The 14,400-nt window shown below is 63.8% G+C and carries 18 protein-coding genes; 4 read left to right on the forward strand and 14 right to left on the reverse strand.

What is annotated here, in order from left to right:
* Window positions 1-79: 79 nt before the first annotated feature.
* The 11 genes from ACCD05_RS14970 to ACCD05_RS15020 all read right to left on the reverse strand — a co-directional run bounded on the left by ACCD05_RS14970 (window position 80) and on the right by ACCD05_RS15020 (window position 7,100).
* Complete coding sequence (locus ACCD05_RS14970) at window positions 80-1,336, reverse strand: phage major capsid protein (RefSeq protein WP_413393632.1); 1,257 nt, start codon at window positions 1,334-1,336, stop codon at window positions 80-82.
* Between the two features lie 25 nt (window positions 1,337-1,361).
* Complete coding sequence (locus ACCD05_RS14975; protein ID WP_409457185.1) at window positions 1,362-1,970, reverse strand: HK97 family phage prohead protease; 609 nt, start codon at window positions 1,968-1,970, stop codon at window positions 1,362-1,364.
* A 38-nt stretch (window positions 1,971-2,008) separates the two neighbouring features.
* Window positions 2,009-2,326, reverse strand: coding sequence for a DUF6107 family protein (locus ACCD05_RS14980; RefSeq protein ID WP_413393634.1), 318 nt, complete (start codon window positions 2,324-2,326; stop codon window positions 2,009-2,011).
* A 163-nt stretch (window positions 2,327-2,489) separates the two neighbouring features.
* Window positions 2,490-2,801, reverse strand: a complete 312-nt coding sequence (locus ACCD05_RS14985) for a type II toxin-antitoxin system RelE/ParE family toxin (protein ID WP_047507577.1) — start codon at window positions 2,799-2,801, stop codon at window positions 2,490-2,492.
* On the reverse strand, window positions 2,798-3,076 hold the full coding sequence (locus ACCD05_RS14990; RefSeq protein WP_018898939.1) for a CopG family ribbon-helix-helix protein: 279 nt from the start codon (window positions 3,074-3,076) through the stop codon (window positions 2,798-2,800). Before ACCD05_RS14990 ends, ACCD05_RS14985 begins: the two co-directional genes overlap by 4 nt.
* The gene (locus ACCD05_RS14995; protein WP_413393636.1) at window positions 3,073-3,723 is read right to left on the reverse strand and encodes an alpha-ketoglutarate-dependent dioxygenase AlkB; all 651 of its coding nucleotides are present in this window, start codon (window positions 3,721-3,723) and stop codon (window positions 3,073-3,075) included. The genes ACCD05_RS14990 and ACCD05_RS14995 overlap by 4 nt, the downstream gene beginning before the upstream one ends.
* Window positions 3,724-3,760: 37 nt before the next feature.
* Entirely contained in the window at window positions 3,761-4,915 is a 1,155-nt protein-coding gene (locus tag ACCD05_RS15000; RefSeq protein WP_413393638.1) for a phage portal protein, read from the reverse strand.
* 262 nt (window positions 4,916-5,177) lie between these two features.
* Complete coding sequence (locus tag ACCD05_RS15005) at window positions 5,178-5,579, reverse strand: hypothetical protein (protein WP_413393662.1); 402 nt, start codon at window positions 5,577-5,579, stop codon at window positions 5,178-5,180.
* A 140-nt stretch (window positions 5,580-5,719) separates the two neighbouring features.
* Window positions 5,720-5,905 (reverse strand): hypothetical protein, encoded by a 186-nt coding sequence (locus tag ACCD05_RS15010; protein ID WP_413393640.1) that lies wholly within the window; start codon window positions 5,903-5,905, stop codon window positions 5,720-5,722.
* Window positions 5,906-6,074: 169 nt separating this feature from the next.
* Complete coding sequence (locus ACCD05_RS15015) at window positions 6,075-6,383, reverse strand: Dabb family protein (RefSeq protein ID WP_112983184.1); 309 nt, start codon at window positions 6,381-6,383, stop codon at window positions 6,075-6,077.
* Window positions 6,384-6,413: 30 nt separating this feature from the next.
* Window positions 6,414-7,100 (reverse strand): hypothetical protein, encoded by a 687-nt coding sequence (locus tag ACCD05_RS15020; protein ID WP_413393642.1) that lies wholly within the window; start codon window positions 7,098-7,100, stop codon window positions 6,414-6,416.
* A gap of 149 nt (window positions 7,101-7,249) precedes the next feature.
* Between ACCD05_RS15020 and ACCD05_RS15025 the strand changes: the two genes are divergently transcribed.
* The gene (locus ACCD05_RS15025) at window positions 7,250-7,381 is read left to right on the forward strand and encodes a hypothetical protein (RefSeq protein ID WP_018898946.1); all 132 of its coding nucleotides are present in this window, start codon (window positions 7,250-7,252) and stop codon (window positions 7,379-7,381) included.
* A 75-nt stretch (window positions 7,382-7,456) separates the two neighbouring features.
* Here the strand turns inward: ACCD05_RS15025 and ACCD05_RS15030 are convergent, their stop codons facing one another.
* Both ACCD05_RS15030 and ACCD05_RS15035 read right to left on the reverse strand, forming a co-directional pair.
* Window positions 7,457-8,722, reverse strand: a complete 1,266-nt coding sequence (locus tag ACCD05_RS15030; RefSeq protein WP_413393664.1) for a DNA-packaging protein — start codon at window positions 8,720-8,722, stop codon at window positions 7,457-7,459.
* Between the two features lie 346 nt (window positions 8,723-9,068).
* Window positions 9,069-9,641: a hypothetical protein gene (locus ACCD05_RS15035; RefSeq protein ID WP_413393644.1), complete on the reverse strand. Its 573-nt coding sequence runs from the start codon at window positions 9,639-9,641 to the stop codon at window positions 9,069-9,071.
* Between the two features lie 318 nt (window positions 9,642-9,959).
* Between ACCD05_RS15035 and ACCD05_RS15040 the strand changes: the two genes are divergently transcribed.
* Both ACCD05_RS15040 and ACCD05_RS15045 read left to right on the forward strand, forming a co-directional pair.
* Window positions 9,960-11,342 carry an HD-GYP domain-containing protein gene (locus ACCD05_RS15040; RefSeq protein ID WP_413393646.1) on the forward strand — a complete coding sequence of 461 codons (1,383 nt, stop codon included), beginning with the start codon at window positions 9,960-9,962 and terminating at the stop codon, window positions 11,340-11,342.
* A 48-nt stretch (window positions 11,343-11,390) separates the two neighbouring features.
* Window positions 11,391-11,735 carry an MmcQ/YjbR family DNA-binding protein gene (locus tag ACCD05_RS15045; protein ID WP_018898950.1) on the forward strand — a complete coding sequence of 115 codons (345 nt, stop codon included), beginning with the start codon at window positions 11,391-11,393 and terminating at the stop codon, window positions 11,733-11,735.
* A gap of 21 nt (window positions 11,736-11,756) precedes the next feature.
* Here ACCD05_RS15045 and ACCD05_RS15050 read toward each other — a convergent pair whose 3' ends face one another.
* The gene (locus ACCD05_RS15050; RefSeq protein WP_146618457.1) at window positions 11,757-12,248 is read right to left on the reverse strand and encodes a YcgN family cysteine cluster protein; all 492 of its coding nucleotides are present in this window, start codon (window positions 12,246-12,248) and stop codon (window positions 11,757-11,759) included.
* A 185-nt stretch (window positions 12,249-12,433) separates the two neighbouring features.
* Here ACCD05_RS15050 and ACCD05_RS15055 point away from each other — a divergent pair.
* On the forward strand, window positions 12,434-14,400 hold a 1,967-nt coding region (locus ACCD05_RS15055; protein ID WP_413393649.1), incomplete at its 3' end, for a transglycosylase domain-containing protein.

The raw sequence follows: 14,400 nt of genomic DNA on the forward strand, positions 1-14,400 counted from the left end.
TGAGGGGGCTCCGGGCACAGCACCAGCCGCATTCGAAGCCGCGCGGCACAACGCCAACTGCGCCGCCCCCCTCACCCACTCAACTCACCGCAAACTTCACCAGCTTGATCGCCTCGAAGTTCTGCACCCCGCCGCCGACCCGTTTCGTCGTGTAAAACAGCACATACGGCTTGGCCGAATAAGGGTCGCGCAGCACGCGCACCCCCGTGCGGTCAACCACCAGATAGCCCGCACGAAAATCCCCGAAGGCGATGGCCATCGCATTGGCGGCGATGTCAGGCATGTCCTCGGCCTCGACGACGGGGAAGCCGACCAGCGAGGCGGCTTCGCCTGCCGTTGCCGGCGGCTGCCAGAGGTAGCGGCCTTCGGCGTCCTTCAGCTTGCGCACCTCGGCCTGGGTCTTGCGGTTCATCACGAAGTTGGCGTTCTGGCGGTGGCCCGCCTTCAGCGAGTAGATCGTGTCGATCAGCGTGTCGGAAGCGCCGGTCGCCTTGAAGCCGCCGGCAGCACCCGTGGCGATGTAGCCGATATTGCCCCAGCTCCAGGCGCTGTCGGCGACCACGGTATAGGCCAGCAGGCCCTTCGGCTTGTTGATGCCGTCGCCGGCGACGAAGGCGGCGCCTTCCTGCTCGGCGAAGACGGTGTCGACCTCGCTCGAGATCCACGCCTCGATATCGACGGCCGCATCGTCGAGCAGCGCCTGGGTGGCGGCCGGCATGGCGTAGAGTTCCATGGTGGGGAAGCTCAACTCGGCGAGTTGGGCGCCATTGGTCTGCGGCCGCGCCGCGGTCTCGGCCACCCAGCCCGACGCCATGCCCGAGATCGCGAAGGGCTTCTTCAGCACAGCACCCGAGACCTGGCGCACCGTCGCGATCGAGCGGATCGGCGACACAACGGAGAGGCGGCGGCCGATGGCACTATCCGTCTCGTCGGGCACGAGATAGCCGCCATCGGCGCCGGAGCCTGAGGACATCGCCTTGGCCTCGATCTCGCGCAGGCCGGCCTCGTCGCCGCGGCGGATATACTGCTCGAAAGCGGCCTTGTGCTCAGTGATCTCGGCGCCCATCGATGCGGTTCGGCCGAGCGGCGGGCGGGCCTTCTTCAGCGCCAGCTGGTCGAGCACCTTCTTCTGCTCATCCATCGCGCGGCTGATGCGATCCATCTTGTCGCGGGTGACGACATCCGACGTCAGCTTCTGCTCGATCTCGCCGAGCCTGGCATCGTTGGTCTCCTTGAAGGCCTCGAAGGCTTCCATGAATTCGTCGAAGGCGGCGGTCATTTCCGGCGCGGCCTTGATCTCGGGGGCAGTTTTCTCGGCAATCTGCGTGTTGGTCATTGCGGGATCATCCTTTTGTGAAGGTCTACTTGAAGGTGTCTTGCAGCATCATCCGGGCGGCCCGGCGCATGGCGCGGACGAGCTCGGTCTCCTTGTCGCGGAACCACCGCGCATTCTTGATGTTCTGCACGCGGGCGGACGGCAGCATGGGGAAGGTCACCACCGAGATCTCCCAGAGGTCGGCCTCCAGGATGCGGCGCACGCCGGATTTGGCGTCTGTCTTGGCGCGGACGGTGCGAAAGCCGATCGACAGGCCGTCTAGCGCGCCGTTCTTCAAAAGCTGGTGCACCTCGCGGGCGCGGCTGACGCCATCGGCGAGCACGCCCTCGACATAGAGCCCGCGACTATCCTCGCGGATCGTCTTCCAGGCGCCGATCGGCTCGGCCGGATCATGCTGGAAGAGCATGCGCACGCCCTCCGCGCCGCGTGTCTTCAGCGAACGCAGAAAGGCGCCGCGCTCGATCGCGTCCTTGCCGAGATCGACCTCGCCGAAGACGCTGGCATAGCCGGAAAAGGTGCCGTCGCGGCTGAGGCCACGCAGCTCCAGATTGGCGAACTTGCGCGTATCCGCGCCGGGAATGGCCCGGGTGGACAAGCGCGTGGGGGTTCGCGCCAGCGCGCGGCTTGCGGTCATGATCATGCTCCTCGTTTCATGGTTTTGCGGCCGGTGCCTTACCGGTTACGGGCGCCGTATCGGCCGGCGATGCGCTGGAGAATGCCGAGCCCCCACCAGGCGCAGAGGCTGGAGGCGGCCGAGCCCGACAGCATCACCTCGGACACAGAGAGCCGATCGACCAGATCCAGCCGCTCGGCGATCCAGATCCCCGTCGGACCGCCAAAGATGAGGCCGCAGGAAAGCCCGGTGAAAAACCGGCTCGCCGCCTCGCGCCGGCTCTTCGGCAGCAGATAGATCAGCGACACGGCGGCACCCGCCGACGCGCCGAGCGCCCTGGTTGCCCAGAGGCTTGTATCGTTGGAGAAGTCGGCCATTGGTTTGGGCCTTTGTGGTGTGGGTGTGAGTGTGGGTGCGCGGGGAGACGCGCGTCAGGCTTTCGCCGAGTCTTTCGAATCGGTTGGCGGCCACAGCTCACACGTAGATTCCGCGTGGGCGTCCGATGTGGCCCGTCTTGTGCGGGCGATTCCGATTTCGGAGTTAACTGTCTGAAAGATCGCCGTCTTCGTCGATCTGGAGCAGTCGCTCCTGTCGTCCGTGGTAGATCAGCAGGATCACCACCTCATCGGGGTGGATTTCATATTCGAAGAGATAAGGCGGCGATACGAAGCATCTGACATCGCCCGGCGCGAGTGTTGGCGCGCCCGCGCCGGGGAACTCGGACAGCGTCTTGGTGACCTGCCGGAGCCGTTGCCCCAAATGAACCGCAGCCTTGTTATTGACGCGCTTCAGATAGGCCTTTTCGTGGCGGACGAAACGCATGGCTGGCGCTGCGATCCGCACCTTTTTCATGCGGCGTCATCCCGCTTGGTGTTTTCGATACGGTCTTCCGCCTCAAGCTCGGCCAGGAAATCATCCATATCCATGACGTTCCCCTGCCTCACTTCTTCCTGAGCGGCGAGCGTCTGCAGAACATCATTCCCCTCTTCCATCAGGTAATACTTCAGCGCCCGCACGATGACCCAGCTGCGGCTGCGGTCGGTGGCCTTGGCGATGGTCTCGATGTCCTTCAGCATGTCTTCTGGAATGCGCAGGGCAATCGGGTCGGAGAGAACGGGCTTGGTCATCGGCTGGCTCCTCGATTTGTAATACCGTGTATAACAAATTTTGGAACAGGGCTCAATCCAAGCGCTTCTCCCGTCGTCCTGACCACATTGCGAAACGTCAGCGATATCCGCCGCCCACGAGGACGCTTTTCGCCATCGACGATGTCAGCCAACCGCGCCGGAATCTCATGCGTCCATTCATAGCGCGCGGGGCCATGCATTTTCAGCAGCGAACGCGGCTCCAGCGTCAACGTCCGCTTCTCGGCGGTGGCGGGATGACGGAAGATCATCTCGCAGGGCGACAGCAGGCTGATCGAGGCGATGTTGTCGCCGAAACAGGGGAGGCAATCGACGTGGGCGCTGATCCCCTGGCCCGGGTGATATTCGTTGGCGATGACCTGATCGGGCGGCTCTACGAAGTGCTGACCCAATACCAGACTGGCGACCACGTCGCGGAGCCAATGCGGCAAAGGCCCGAGATAGGCATCACCGGTCACCGCCCGAGCGCGATAGTCATAGCGGTATCCAAAATGCTGGACGCGGCGTTTCAGGGTTTCGTCCCAGGGCGATTGATCCAGGGCCGCGACGAGCGCGGTAGCTATCTCCTCGGAGATGAAATCCGGCTGGTATGTCAGACCGTCGGGAAGCCTTGAGTGCATCATTGTCATTTACACTCTATGCCTGCAATTGACCAGATGCGCCCCATCAATACCCCACCGCCTGCCGCTTCTCCTCATCCGTCAGAAACGCCGCCTCGCCCACCCGTTTCCAGAGCTCGCCGCGCTCGGCCGAGAGACCCGCGACCTTGTCGAGATCCGGCTCCAGCCGCAGCTCGTCGCCATAGCCTGCCGCCGCCCAGGTCGACAGGGCCGCCAGCGTGCGGGTCAGCATCGGCAGCACCGTCAGGCGATAAAAGGCGCGGTTGGCTTCCTGGTAGTTGGCGTAGGTGTTGTCGCCGGGGATGCCGAGCAGCATGGGGGGCACGCCGAAGGCGAGCGCGATGTCGCGGGCGGCGCCGTTGCGGGCCTCGACGAAGTCCATGTCCTTGGGCGAGAGGCCCATCGATTTCCAGTCCAGCCCGCCTTCAAGCAGCAGCGGCCGGCCGGCGCGCATCGGGCCGGAATAGCCCTCGTCGAGCTCCTGCTTCAGCCGCTCGTACTGATCCGGCGAAAGATTGCCGCCCTCCTTTGGCTGGTAGACGAGCGCGCCGGAGGGGCGCGCGGAATTATCGAGCAGCGCCTTGTTCCAGGTGGCGGCCGCATTGGAGAGATCGAGCGCCACCTGGGCGGCGGCCAGAGGCGGAAAGCCGAGATGATCGTCGAGCGGGTGGAAGAGCTTCAGGTGCAGCAGGCCAAGCCCGCCGGTCTCGACGGGAAAGCGGCGGACGAGGCCGCCGGCGCGGTAGTCATAGGCTTCCGGCCAGCCGTCGCGGCCCTCGACGATGCCGATACGATCGGGGCGCAGCAGATGCAGCTCGCGTAGCGCACCGCCGATCTCGACCGGCTCGACATAGGCGTTGCCCGAGAGCAGCAGATGGCCGTAGAGCGCCTCGAAGAAATCGGGGCCGCTCATGCGGGCATTCGGCTGGCGCAGAAGATGAAGCAGCGGGTGATCCGGCCTCTCGCGATCCTGCTCGTAGAGCAGCAGCGGCACCGAGGCTGCCGCCTCCGAGACTAGCCTGACGCAGCGATGCGCGACCGGATTGCGCATGAAGCCCTCGCGCGACAAGGCCGCGTAGGAGCGGCCGGTCCAGCTCGCCCTGCCCTCCGATGTCAGCGACATGAAGGTGGCGGCCTTGCGTTCGGGCACGGCTGTGCGGCCCGCCGCGGAGCCCCACGGCAGGAGAGATCGAAGATTCATGATCCGGTTTCCTGATGTTTGCGACCGGCGCTCAATTGGCCGGTGCTATCGTCTGTACAGGGCGATCAAGCCCAAGCCGTCTCAAGGGCGGCGGTGGCGGGGCGGTGCCCCCCCCCGGGGTTGGGAAAAAAACCCCCCCGCGCCGGGGCAAAAACCCCCCCCCCCCCCCCCACGCCGTCCGGGGGGGGGGGGGGGGGGCTCACCCCCGGCGCGTCCCACCACAACCCCCCCCGCGCGCCGCAAACCCCCCCCCCCCCCGGCATCACAGCGCCGAGCCGATGATGTTGCAAAGCCCGGTGCGCACCACGTCCTTGGTGGTCAGCTGGCCGGCCTGGATATCAAAGACCGCATCGACGCGAACGCCTGATCCCTTCTGGCGGGCGACTACGCGCAGGGTCTGGATGCGGCCGCTGCCTGTCGTTTCCTGGAAGGCGTCCACAGAGGAGAGTTCCTTGTTCACCTTGATGCCGGAGAAGCCCTCGGCGGCGACCGCCTGGGCGAGGTTCTTCAAGACGGCGGCGGATTTCGCCTTCGGAAACTCCTGCCACGTCTTGTAGCTCAGCGCCGTCACCATCGGCACGCCCGAAACCTTGAAATTCGCCTCGCAGGAAGCCGCTTCGGCCAAGCCCGCGCCCGAAAGCAGCAGCGCCGCCGTCATCACCATGATCTTCAATTTTATCTCCTGAAACGTGTGTTTTCCCAACTCAATGGGAATATCCGACTTCAGGTTGAATTAAAACCAGAAATATGCACGCGGCGGCAACCGGTGCGTTTGTGGAGCATCGGACCAGTGGACGGTATAGATCAAGCGGCCAGTTCGATGCGGGTTTGGATGTAGTCGTCGATCAGTGCCCGCGCGGTTGCTTCCACAAGCCTCGAATCCTCGCACTCCGCCAGCAGGAGATCGTCGATATGCAGTATCTTGATGAACAGCGTGCCATCCTGACGCTCGACCGACGCCTGATAGCCCTTGTAGGTGATCGGCTTCATAGATCTCTCCCGTCGATCAGATAGTTGCGTATCTGGTTGACACGATTGATCGCCCATCATCGCAACTGAATTCCAGTCGCAATGATTTTACAGGCAGTTCTTGTTGGCAACAATCCAATTTCCAGGCCGCCTCGTTGGCGAACCACAGGCACGAACGGCTAAGCCCCGATCACCCCAGCGGCTGCTTCACCGCCAGATCGCTCTCGTAATCCGCCGCGATGCGCATCTCGCGGATGGGGCGTACGAGGTCGATGGAGAGCTGGTAGTTCGGGTGCGCCTTGTAGGCGGCCAGCGCTGCCTCGTCGTCGAACTCGCCATAGACCACGAGATCCACCTCGGTGCCCAGCTGGTCGGTCTTCACATTGGTGCCGATCTCGAGCAGCCTGGCGTGCGGGATTGCAGTGAGGATCGACAGGCCCTCGCGCACCTTTTCCAGGTTTTCGATCGGCGCCGTGAAGAAGACGATGTGACGGATCACGCGGAACTCCTGTATGTCTGATGGATCGCTTTAACCGATAAGCCGGGCGATACCACGGCAGACCCATTGCTTCAACCGGGCGAACCACCCCGCCGGGCGCTCGGGCCTGATGGCCGCGAGGAAGGTCTTGCCGTAACCCGCCAGTTTCTCGGCGCGATCGGTGCCGTTGACGATGCGACGCGCATTGATCCAGTCGTCATTCGTCGCGTTCAGGTGGTCGGCGAGCTTGTGCTTGGAGAAGCTTCCCTGAACCATGCCCTCGATCAGGATCGATACCGCCGGCCCCATCTCCATCGCCCGGTCGGGATCGGCGACGAGATCGATGCCGGTGAGCGCGCTCATCGCCTCGTAATTGCGCTTGTGGGTCAGTTGCACCAGACCGCGGCCGAGCCAGCTCTTGCCGTCCTCGTCGGGCCGCCAATAGGGCGTCTTCACCCAGGAGAGCTTGCCGCTCGCGAACGCATTTTCCAGGATCTCGACGGCGCGCGCATCGCTTGTCGCCAGCGTCTCGCGCACCGGCTGCATGGTGTAGGCCGTCTCGTGAAAGGCGGTCGCCAGGATATAGGCCAGCCAGCGCGGATCGGCATCGGGCATCCGCTCTTCCCAGAAATTCAGAATCGCCGTCATGCCCTCGACCTGCGGGGCCGAAAGCGTGCCCTTGAACAGCGCCTCGCGCACCGTGTCGAAGAAAAACCGCCTGTCGATGTGGATAACCATAGCGTGTAATCCTAAAAGCTGATGAGGACGTCCTGTCCTTAATCGATTAAATTTAATTTAATCGTTTAAAGTGTTTAAAGCCATGATTTACAGACCGTTTGGCGCATGGCAGTGATGATCCATCATTCAATTCGTCTTCGGAGGACCGCATGACGCAGCCCGTTCACAGCAATCAGCCGATCATTCCCCAGCATGTAACGGACCAACTCGAAAGCGAGTGGCGCCAGGTTCGCCCCGTGCCGCAGGCACAACGTCCGGCGACGCAGCAACAGCAGCGTTAAGCGCAAGTGCCAGGGGGTGTCAAACACCCCCTCACGGCCTGCTCCTCCGGCAGTGGCCAATACGCCCTCAAGGCTTCAAATACCCCGCACACGCGGCTCCCCGCCCCCTTCGAGCATCAAAGCCGTCAGCGCCCAGACCAGCGCATCCAGCCGGTCGGGAGAGCGGCCCTGGGATAATCCATCCGGGCCGAAATCACACATCTGATCTTCCAGCGCCATGAAGCGCCCGGCATGGGCGACACGCCCCTGCTCATAGAGTGCGGCCACCGGCTCGGCGCGCAGGAATTTGCCGCGCGTGGCGCGCACCGTCGTCACCGGCAGCGTCTCGTCGATGCTTTTCAGCATCGCCGCCACCATATCGCCGCCCTGGTTGATCTCGGCCACCACGCGGTCGGCGGCGAAGCGGCGATAGGCTTTCGCCACCGCGCTCGCCCAGCCCGCCGGGCTTGCGCCCTCCACCGAGCAATCGGCCAGCACCACCGCGCGGCCGCTCGCATCCAGCCCGGCGACAACGATGCCGCAGCAGGAATTCAGCCCCGCCGCCGCCGGCGGATCGACCGCCACGACGATGCGGCGGAGATCGCCGGTAAGGCGGATCGTCAGGGCATCGAACATCTCGCGGCGCCAGAGCGCATCCTCGCGATCCTCGATCAGCTCGCCATCCAGCTCCTGCCGCCCCAGCCGCGTGCCGCCGTAGCGGTTGGCCAGCGCATCGATGAAGCCGGGCGCCAGGTTTTGGGCATTGGCGCGGGTGCTGATACGCGTCGTCAGCGTCGTCGGGTCCGATATCAGCGCCTTCAGAAGCGGCACCGGGCGCGGCGGCGTCGTCACCAGCTGGCGCGGCGCTGAGCCGAGCCGCAGGCCGAACTGCAGCATGTCCCAGGTCTCTTGCCCGTGCTTCCACTTGGCGAGCTCATCGCTCCAGGCGAAATGAAACTGCGGTCCGCGCAGGCTTTCGGGATCCTCCGACGAGAATATCTGCGCCACCGCCCCGTTCGGCCAGACCAGCCGGCGGCGGGAGATCTCGAATTCGGGACGGCGGCTGCGAGCGATCCGCATGATCCCCGAGATGCCGTCGATCATCACCTCGCGGGCGTCACCCAGCGTTTCGGCGATCAGCGCGATGCGCAGGTCCGAAGAGCGCCCGGCGCTGGCGATCGCATGCACCCATTCGGCGCCCGCCCGCGTCTTGCCCGAGCCGCGACCGCCCATGATCAGCCATGTGCGCCAGTCTCCCGGCGGTGGCTGCTGTTCGTCGCGGCCGGTGAAGGCCCAAAGCGTGCCGAGCGAGCGCCAGAGCCCCAGCCGTTCCGCCAGGTCCTCGGCGGGAAGATCGAGCATGTCGGCCAGCGAGAGTTCCGGCCGGTCTGCATCGGCGCCGGCGCCGTTATCGGCACCACCATCGACATTGACGCAGGCATCAGCGCTAGCATGGATATTGGCGTTGGCGGACCGGAGCACACTGTTCGCCACAGCGTCAACCACCGGCGCTTCACCGGAAACCGCCGCTGCTACCGCCACGTTATCCGGCTGCGACATCGCCCCGATCAACGCGGTGCCACGCGCAACTGCGCCCATGATTACCGCGCGGTCATCAGCCCGTTTCGCCACGATCGCATCCATTTTATGACTGTAGTCCAGCAAGGCGTCAGCGACCTTGCCCGTATTGGCGTCCGCGACGCGCCGCTCAATCCGGTTCGGCTTCGCGGCTGGCGAGGGCTGGTCCGTCGTCAATGTTTGGGCGAGCGCCGTCGCGCTGCCATTCGGCCAGCAATTGTCGGGCGCGGGCTTCGGCGCGTTCTTCGATACGTGCGAGGAATTTCGCTTTGACATGGTCGAGCCCCCTCGCCGCTTCGCTTTCTTCGGCCGCCTGCTCGCGGTCGCGGGCAAACTGGCGCTGCAACTGGTCGATCTTCTCCAGCGTGCGGACGATCAGCGACATGGCATCGGTCGCGGCCTTCAAATCGGCGCGGGCAAGCTTGGAGGCAGCATCATCGCCACCGCTGGAGGCCGCCTGCTCGGCGGCCCTTCGCAGGTCACGAAAGGCCGAAAACTGCTCGCGCATCTCGGCCGTCATCTCGTTGAGCAGCACCCGCAGCTCTTCGGCGGGCGATGCTGCGGACTTGGTCTCAAGCATGCAGGCCTCGGCCACCGCCTTGGCCCTGTCCGCGTCGAGAGCCTCCGCGGGATCACTGTCATAAGCATGGTGAGCCGGCCAGAGGCCAAACAGCTCCGGCGCGAAATCGTCGATATCGGTCATGGGGACATCCCGTGGCAACAGGCGTTGCGTGGAGAAGCGGCGGTGCCGGCAGCAATGATCGATCAGCCAGGAGACAATGCCCCTCGCCGCGTCCTGCCCGCAACTTTCCGACTATGCCATAACCTTATCAAAGCACCGTTACGCCGTCAAGGATTATTTTCCTACATCCGGAAAATTCTCCTGCAACGCGCCGTCGAATTGCAATTTATCTATGTCTAATCTATTGATAAATATAGGTTTTCTCGCCTTTCTCCCGATATTTCAATGAATCCTCAAGAAAGCCACGGCTAGAACGGATCGCAGCAAAGGGCGATCGACATGCAGGCCATCCAGATACGACTAGCGGAGATCATCGAGGCGTTGAGCAAGGCGCTCGACCTCACGGAGGGCCAGCCGCCCGGCCATTGCATCCGCGCCTGCTATATCGGCACCCATATCGGCCGCGAGATCGGCATGGCAGATGAAGCGCTGCAGGAGCTCTATTACACGCTGCTCCTCAAGGATCTCGGCTGCAGCAGCAATGCCGCGCGGATTTGCGAGCTCTACATGGCCGACGACCTCTCCTTCAAGCGCGACTTCAAGCTGGTCGACGGAAGCCTCAGCCAGGTGCTGCGCTTCGTGCTCTCGCATACCGGCATGCAGGCGGGCCTTGCCGAGCGCTTTCGCGGGATCGTCAACATCCTGCAGAACGGTGGCCGGATCGCCACCGACCTGATCCAAACCCGCTGCCAGCGCGGCGCCGAGATCGCCAGGCAGATGCGCTTTTCCGAGGGCGTCGCAAACGGCGTGCTGAGCCTCGACGAACACTGGAACGGCGGCGGCAAGCCGCTTGGCATCTCGGGCGAGGACATCCCGCTTTATTCGCGTATCGCGCTCATCTCGCAGGTGGCCGATATCTTCCAGATGAGCGCCGGGCCGCAGGCTGCCATCGCAGAGATTGAAAAGCGCGCCGGCAGCTGGTTCGATCCTGCGCTTACCGCCGCCTTCATCCGCATCGCCGGCCGCGACGAATTCTGGCAAACGCTGCGCTCCGAGGCGCTGGAAGCCATCGTGCTCGACAGCGAGCCCGGCCAGCAGGCGATCATGGCCGACGACGATTATCTCGATGATATCGCTGCCGCTTTCGCCCGCGTGATCGACGCCAAGAGCCCCTATACGTCGGGCCATAGCGACCGCGTGGCGCTGTTTACAGATCTGATCGCCGAGGAGATGGGGATCGACGAGAAAGGCCGCCGGTTGTTGCGCCGCGCTGCCCTGCTTCACGATATCGGCAAGCTCGGCGTCAGCAACAGCGTGCTCGACAAGCCGGGCAAGCTCGACGACGAGGAATGGGGCCAGATGAAGCGCCATGCCGAGTTCTCGGAGATGATCCTCTCCCACATCGGCGCCTTCTTCGATCTCGCCCGTATCGGCGGCGCCCATCACGAACGGCTGGATGGAAAGGGCTATCCGCGCGGGCTGATGGCCGATGAGATCCCGATGGAAGTGAGGATCGTCTCAACCGCCGACGTGTTCGACGCGCTCACCGCCGACCGCCCCTATCGCGCCGCCCTGCCGATCTCCAAGGCGCTATCGATCCTCTGGGAAGGTGCGGGCCAGGCGCATGACCCTATCTGTATCGAGGCGCTGCAGCGGGCGCTTGCGAGAACCGAGCTGGAGCGGCCCGAAAGCGCTGAGCAGGAAGACCGCGCGGCTGCGTGAGTTTTTCTGATTGGCCTGACAATATTCCATTGTGCTAAAATAAAAATCATGACCCGCGAAGAGCTTGCATCCTTCGCGCTCAGCCTGCCCGAGGCGGTCGAGAGCGCGCATCACGGCACACGCGATTTTCGCGTGCGGACGAGGATTTTTCTCACCATGCCGGAGCAGGATTATTGCGTCGTCAGGCTGACGCCGGAGCAGCAGCACATGACGCTGGCGGTCTCGCCGAAGGAGACGATCGCGGTTCCCGGCGGCTGGGGCCTGCGCGGCTCGACGCGGCTGTTCTTTCAGCTGGCGAGCGACGCGCTGGTGCAGGATCTGGTGCGCCGCTCCTGGCAGAACGCCGCGCCGAAAACCCTGCAAAGACAGTTCGTTGTCATCCCTTCCCCATAAGTCGATTCAGCCAGAATCCACTCAGCGATTGCCAACCTCATCCGGTGTCTTCGGCGCATCGTCGCCCACCGTCAGCGGCCAGTCGACGACGTAGTCCTCGTAATTGTCGACATCGATGCCCGTCTCGTCGATGGTGCGGCCGCGCGCCGAAATGCCGGCGATGTGCACCGTCTCCGGGTCGCCCGAGACCAGCGGATGCCACCAGTAGAGATCGCGGCCCTCGTTCAGCAGCCGGTAGCCGCAGGTCGGCGGCAGCCAGGGGATCTCGTCGACATTCTGCTTGGTCAGTTGCACGCAATCGGGCACGAAATCCCAGCGATTGGGGTAGCTCGAACACTGACAGCTCTCGCTGTCCAGCAGCTTGCAGCGGATCGAGGTGAAGTAGATATCGCCGCTATCCCACTCCTCGAGCTTGTTGAGACAACAGAGACCGCAGCCGTCGCAGATGCTTTCCCACTCGGCATTGGTCATCTCGTTCAGCGTCTTTTGCTTCCAGAAGGGTTGCTCTTCCATCATTCCGTTCTTGCAACAGCACCCGCAAAATCGCGTGAGTGCTTTCCATTTCTCTTGTTCTTCTCTGGCAAATCAACCAAAGATTCACCCTGCGCCGGTTACCCCGGATGCGAGCGGCAGATTTGCCATAGTTCGACCTCAGTCTATCAGGCGTCGAACTGACTGATCGGGCGGGAATATAAGACGTGACGGATCCGGACAATCCAGAAAAGCAGCCGCGCAAGAAACGCCACTTGCTGCTGAAGATCGATTCCTGGATCGATTCCACCATCTGGAACGCCGGTTTCCGCTCCGCCGAAATCTGGGAAGACATCACCATCTTCTTCCGCCGTTTTCGCGTTCGCGGCTGGAAGCGCGTCGTGTTCGAACTTGCCGGCGAAGGCCTGACATGGGGTTCGGTCGGCGCCGTCTTGATGCTTGCCCTTGCCCAGCCCGCCTTTGAAGCTACCAAGGAAGATTGGCGCAATCGCGGCGATTATGCCGTCACCTTTCTCGACCGTTACGGCAACGTCATCGGCCATCGCGGCGTCATCCACCAGAATTCGGTGCCGATCGACGAGCTGCCCGACAGCCTGATCAAGTCGGTGCTGGCGACCGAAGACCGCCGCTTTTTCAGCCACTTCGGCATCGACGTCATCGGCCTCTTCCGCGCCATCGTCACCAACGCGCAGGCCGGCGGCGTGGTCCAGGGCGGCTCGACGCTGACGCAGCAGCTTGCCAAGAACCTGTTCCTCTCCAACGAGCGCTCGATCGACCGCAAGATTACCGAGGCGTTCCTGGCGCTTTGGCTCGAAGCCAATCTGTCGAAGAAGGAAATCCTCTCCACCTATCTCGACCGCGCCTATATGGGTGGCGGCACGTTTGGCGCGGCGGCGGCGGCGCAGTTCTATTTCGGCAAGAACATCACCGATGTGAATCTGGCCGAATCCGCCATGCTCGCCGGCCTCTTCAAGGCGCCGGCGAAATACGCCCCGCACGTCAACCTGCCGGCTGCCCGCGGCCGCGCCAACGAGGTTCTCACCAATCTCGTGCAGAGCGGCATGATGACCGAGGGCCAGGTGATCGCGGCACGCCGCAGCCCGGCCACCGTCGTCGACCGCAACCAGGTGGAATCGCCCGATTTCTTCCTCGACTGGGCCTTCGACGAAACCATGCGGCTTTCGCCGCGCTTCCACCAGCATTCGCTGATCGTGCGCACCACCGTCGACATGGGCCTGCAGCACGCGGCCGAGGATTCGATGGAGACGTCGCTGCGCGAATATGGCGAGAGCTACCACGCCAAGCAGGGCGCGATGGTGATGATCGAAAACGGCGGTGCGGTGCGCGCCATGGTCGGCGGGCGCGATTACGGCGAGAGCCAGTTCAACCGCGCCACCAAGGCGCTGCGCCAGCCGGGCTCATCCTTCAAGGTCTACACCTATTCGGTGGCCATGGAGAACGGCATGACGCCCGACAGCATCGTCGTCGACGCGCCGATCTCCTGGGGCAACTGGAGCCCGCACAATTACGAAAACCGCTATGCCGGCCGCATCACGATTGCGACCGCCGTGGCGCAGTCGATCAACACCATCCCGGTCCGTCTCGCCAAGGAGAAGTTCGGCATCGCGCCGATCCGGGCCATGGCCACCAATCTCGGCGTGGAATCGCCGGTTCGAAACGATGTGACGATCCCGATCGGCACCTCCGAAGTCACCGTCATGGACCAGGCGACCGCCTATGCGGTCTTCCCGGCCGGCGGCTACCAGTCGCGCCGCCACGGCATCACCCAGATCCTCGATTATGGCGGCGACGTTCTCTACGATTTCGACAAGGACGAGCCACCGGCCAAGCGCGTGCTCTCCGAGCAGGCCGACGCCTACATGAACCAGATGCTGTCGCGCGTGCCCTATGTCGGCACCGCAAGGCGCGCAGCCCTCGACAACGGCATCCTGACGGCCGGCAAGACCGGCACGACGCAGGCCTATCGCGACGCCTGGTTCATCGGCTTCACCGGCAATTTCACCACCGCCGTCTGGTTCGGCAACGACGACTACACCTCGACCAACAAGATGACCGGCGGCACGCTGCCCGCCATGACCTTCAAGCGCCTGATGGACTACGCCCACCAGGGCATCACCTTGCGCGCCATCCCCGGCGTCACCGCCCCCCCGCC

The sequence above is a fragment of the Rhizobium sp. Rhizsp42 genome (genome assembly GCF_047304155.1).
Lineage (GTDB): Bacteria > Pseudomonadota > Alphaproteobacteria > Rhizobiales > Rhizobiaceae > Rhizobium.

Excerpts from the sequence above, each read along its gene's own strand:
- ACCD05_RS14985 (WP_047507577.1), bottom strand. The coding sequence starts at position 2,801 with ATGAAAAAGGTGCGGATCGCAGCGCCAGCCATGCGTTTCGTCCGCCAC.
- ACCD05_RS15050 (WP_146618457.1), bottom strand. The coding sequence starts at position 12,248 with ATGGAAGAGCAACCCTTCTGGAAGCAAAAGACGCTGAACGAGATGACC.
- ACCD05_RS15020 (WP_413393642.1), bottom strand. The coding sequence starts at position 7,100 with ATGGTTATCCACATCGACAGGCGGTTTTTCTTCGACACGGTGCGCGAG.
- ACCD05_RS14995 (WP_413393636.1), bottom strand. The coding sequence starts at position 3,723 with ATGACAATGATGCACTCAAGGCTTCCCGACGGTCTGACATACCAGCCG.
- ACCD05_RS14980 (WP_413393634.1), bottom strand. The coding sequence starts at position 2,326 with ATGGCCGACTTCTCCAACGATACAAGCCTCTGGGCAACCAGGGCGCTC.
- ACCD05_RS15035 (WP_413393644.1), bottom strand. The coding sequence starts at position 9,641 with ATGACCGATATCGACGATTTCGCGCCGGAGCTGTTTGGCCTCTGGCCG.
- ACCD05_RS14970 (WP_413393632.1), bottom strand. The coding sequence starts at position 1,336 with ATGACCAACACGCAGATTGCCGAGAAAACTGCCCCCGAGATCAAGGCC.
- ACCD05_RS15025 (WP_018898946.1), top strand. The coding sequence starts at position 7,250 with ATGACGCAGCCCGTTCACAGCAATCAGCCGATCATTCCCCAGCATGTA.
- ACCD05_RS15040 (WP_413393646.1), top strand. The coding sequence starts at position 9,960 with ATGCAGGCCATCCAGATACGACTAGCGGAGATCATCGAGGCGTTGAGC.
- ACCD05_RS14990 (WP_018898939.1), bottom strand. The coding sequence starts at position 3,076 with ATGACCAAGCCCGTTCTCTCCGACCCGATTGCCCTGCGCATTCCAGAA.
- ACCD05_RS15000 (WP_413393638.1), bottom strand. The coding sequence starts at position 4,915 with ATGAATCTTCGATCTCTCCTGCCGTGGGGCTCCGCGGCGGGCCGCACA.
- ACCD05_RS15005 (WP_413393662.1), bottom strand. The coding sequence starts at position 5,579 with ATGGTGATGACGGCGGCGCTGCTGCTTTCGGGCGCGGGCTTGGCCGAA.
- ACCD05_RS15045 (WP_018898950.1), top strand. The coding sequence starts at position 11,391 with ATGACCCGCGAAGAGCTTGCATCCTTCGCGCTCAGCCTGCCCGAGGCG.
- ACCD05_RS14975 (WP_409457185.1), bottom strand. The coding sequence starts at position 1,970 with ATGACCGCAAGCCGCGCGCTGGCGCGAACCCCCACGCGCTTGTCCACC.
- ACCD05_RS15030 (WP_413393664.1), bottom strand. The coding sequence starts at position 8,722 with ATGCTCGATCTTCCCGCCGAGGACCTGGCGGAACGGCTGGGGCTCTGG.
- ACCD05_RS15010 (WP_413393640.1), bottom strand. The coding sequence starts at position 5,905 with ATGAAGCCGATCACCTACAAGGGCTATCAGGCGTCGGTCGAGCGTCAG.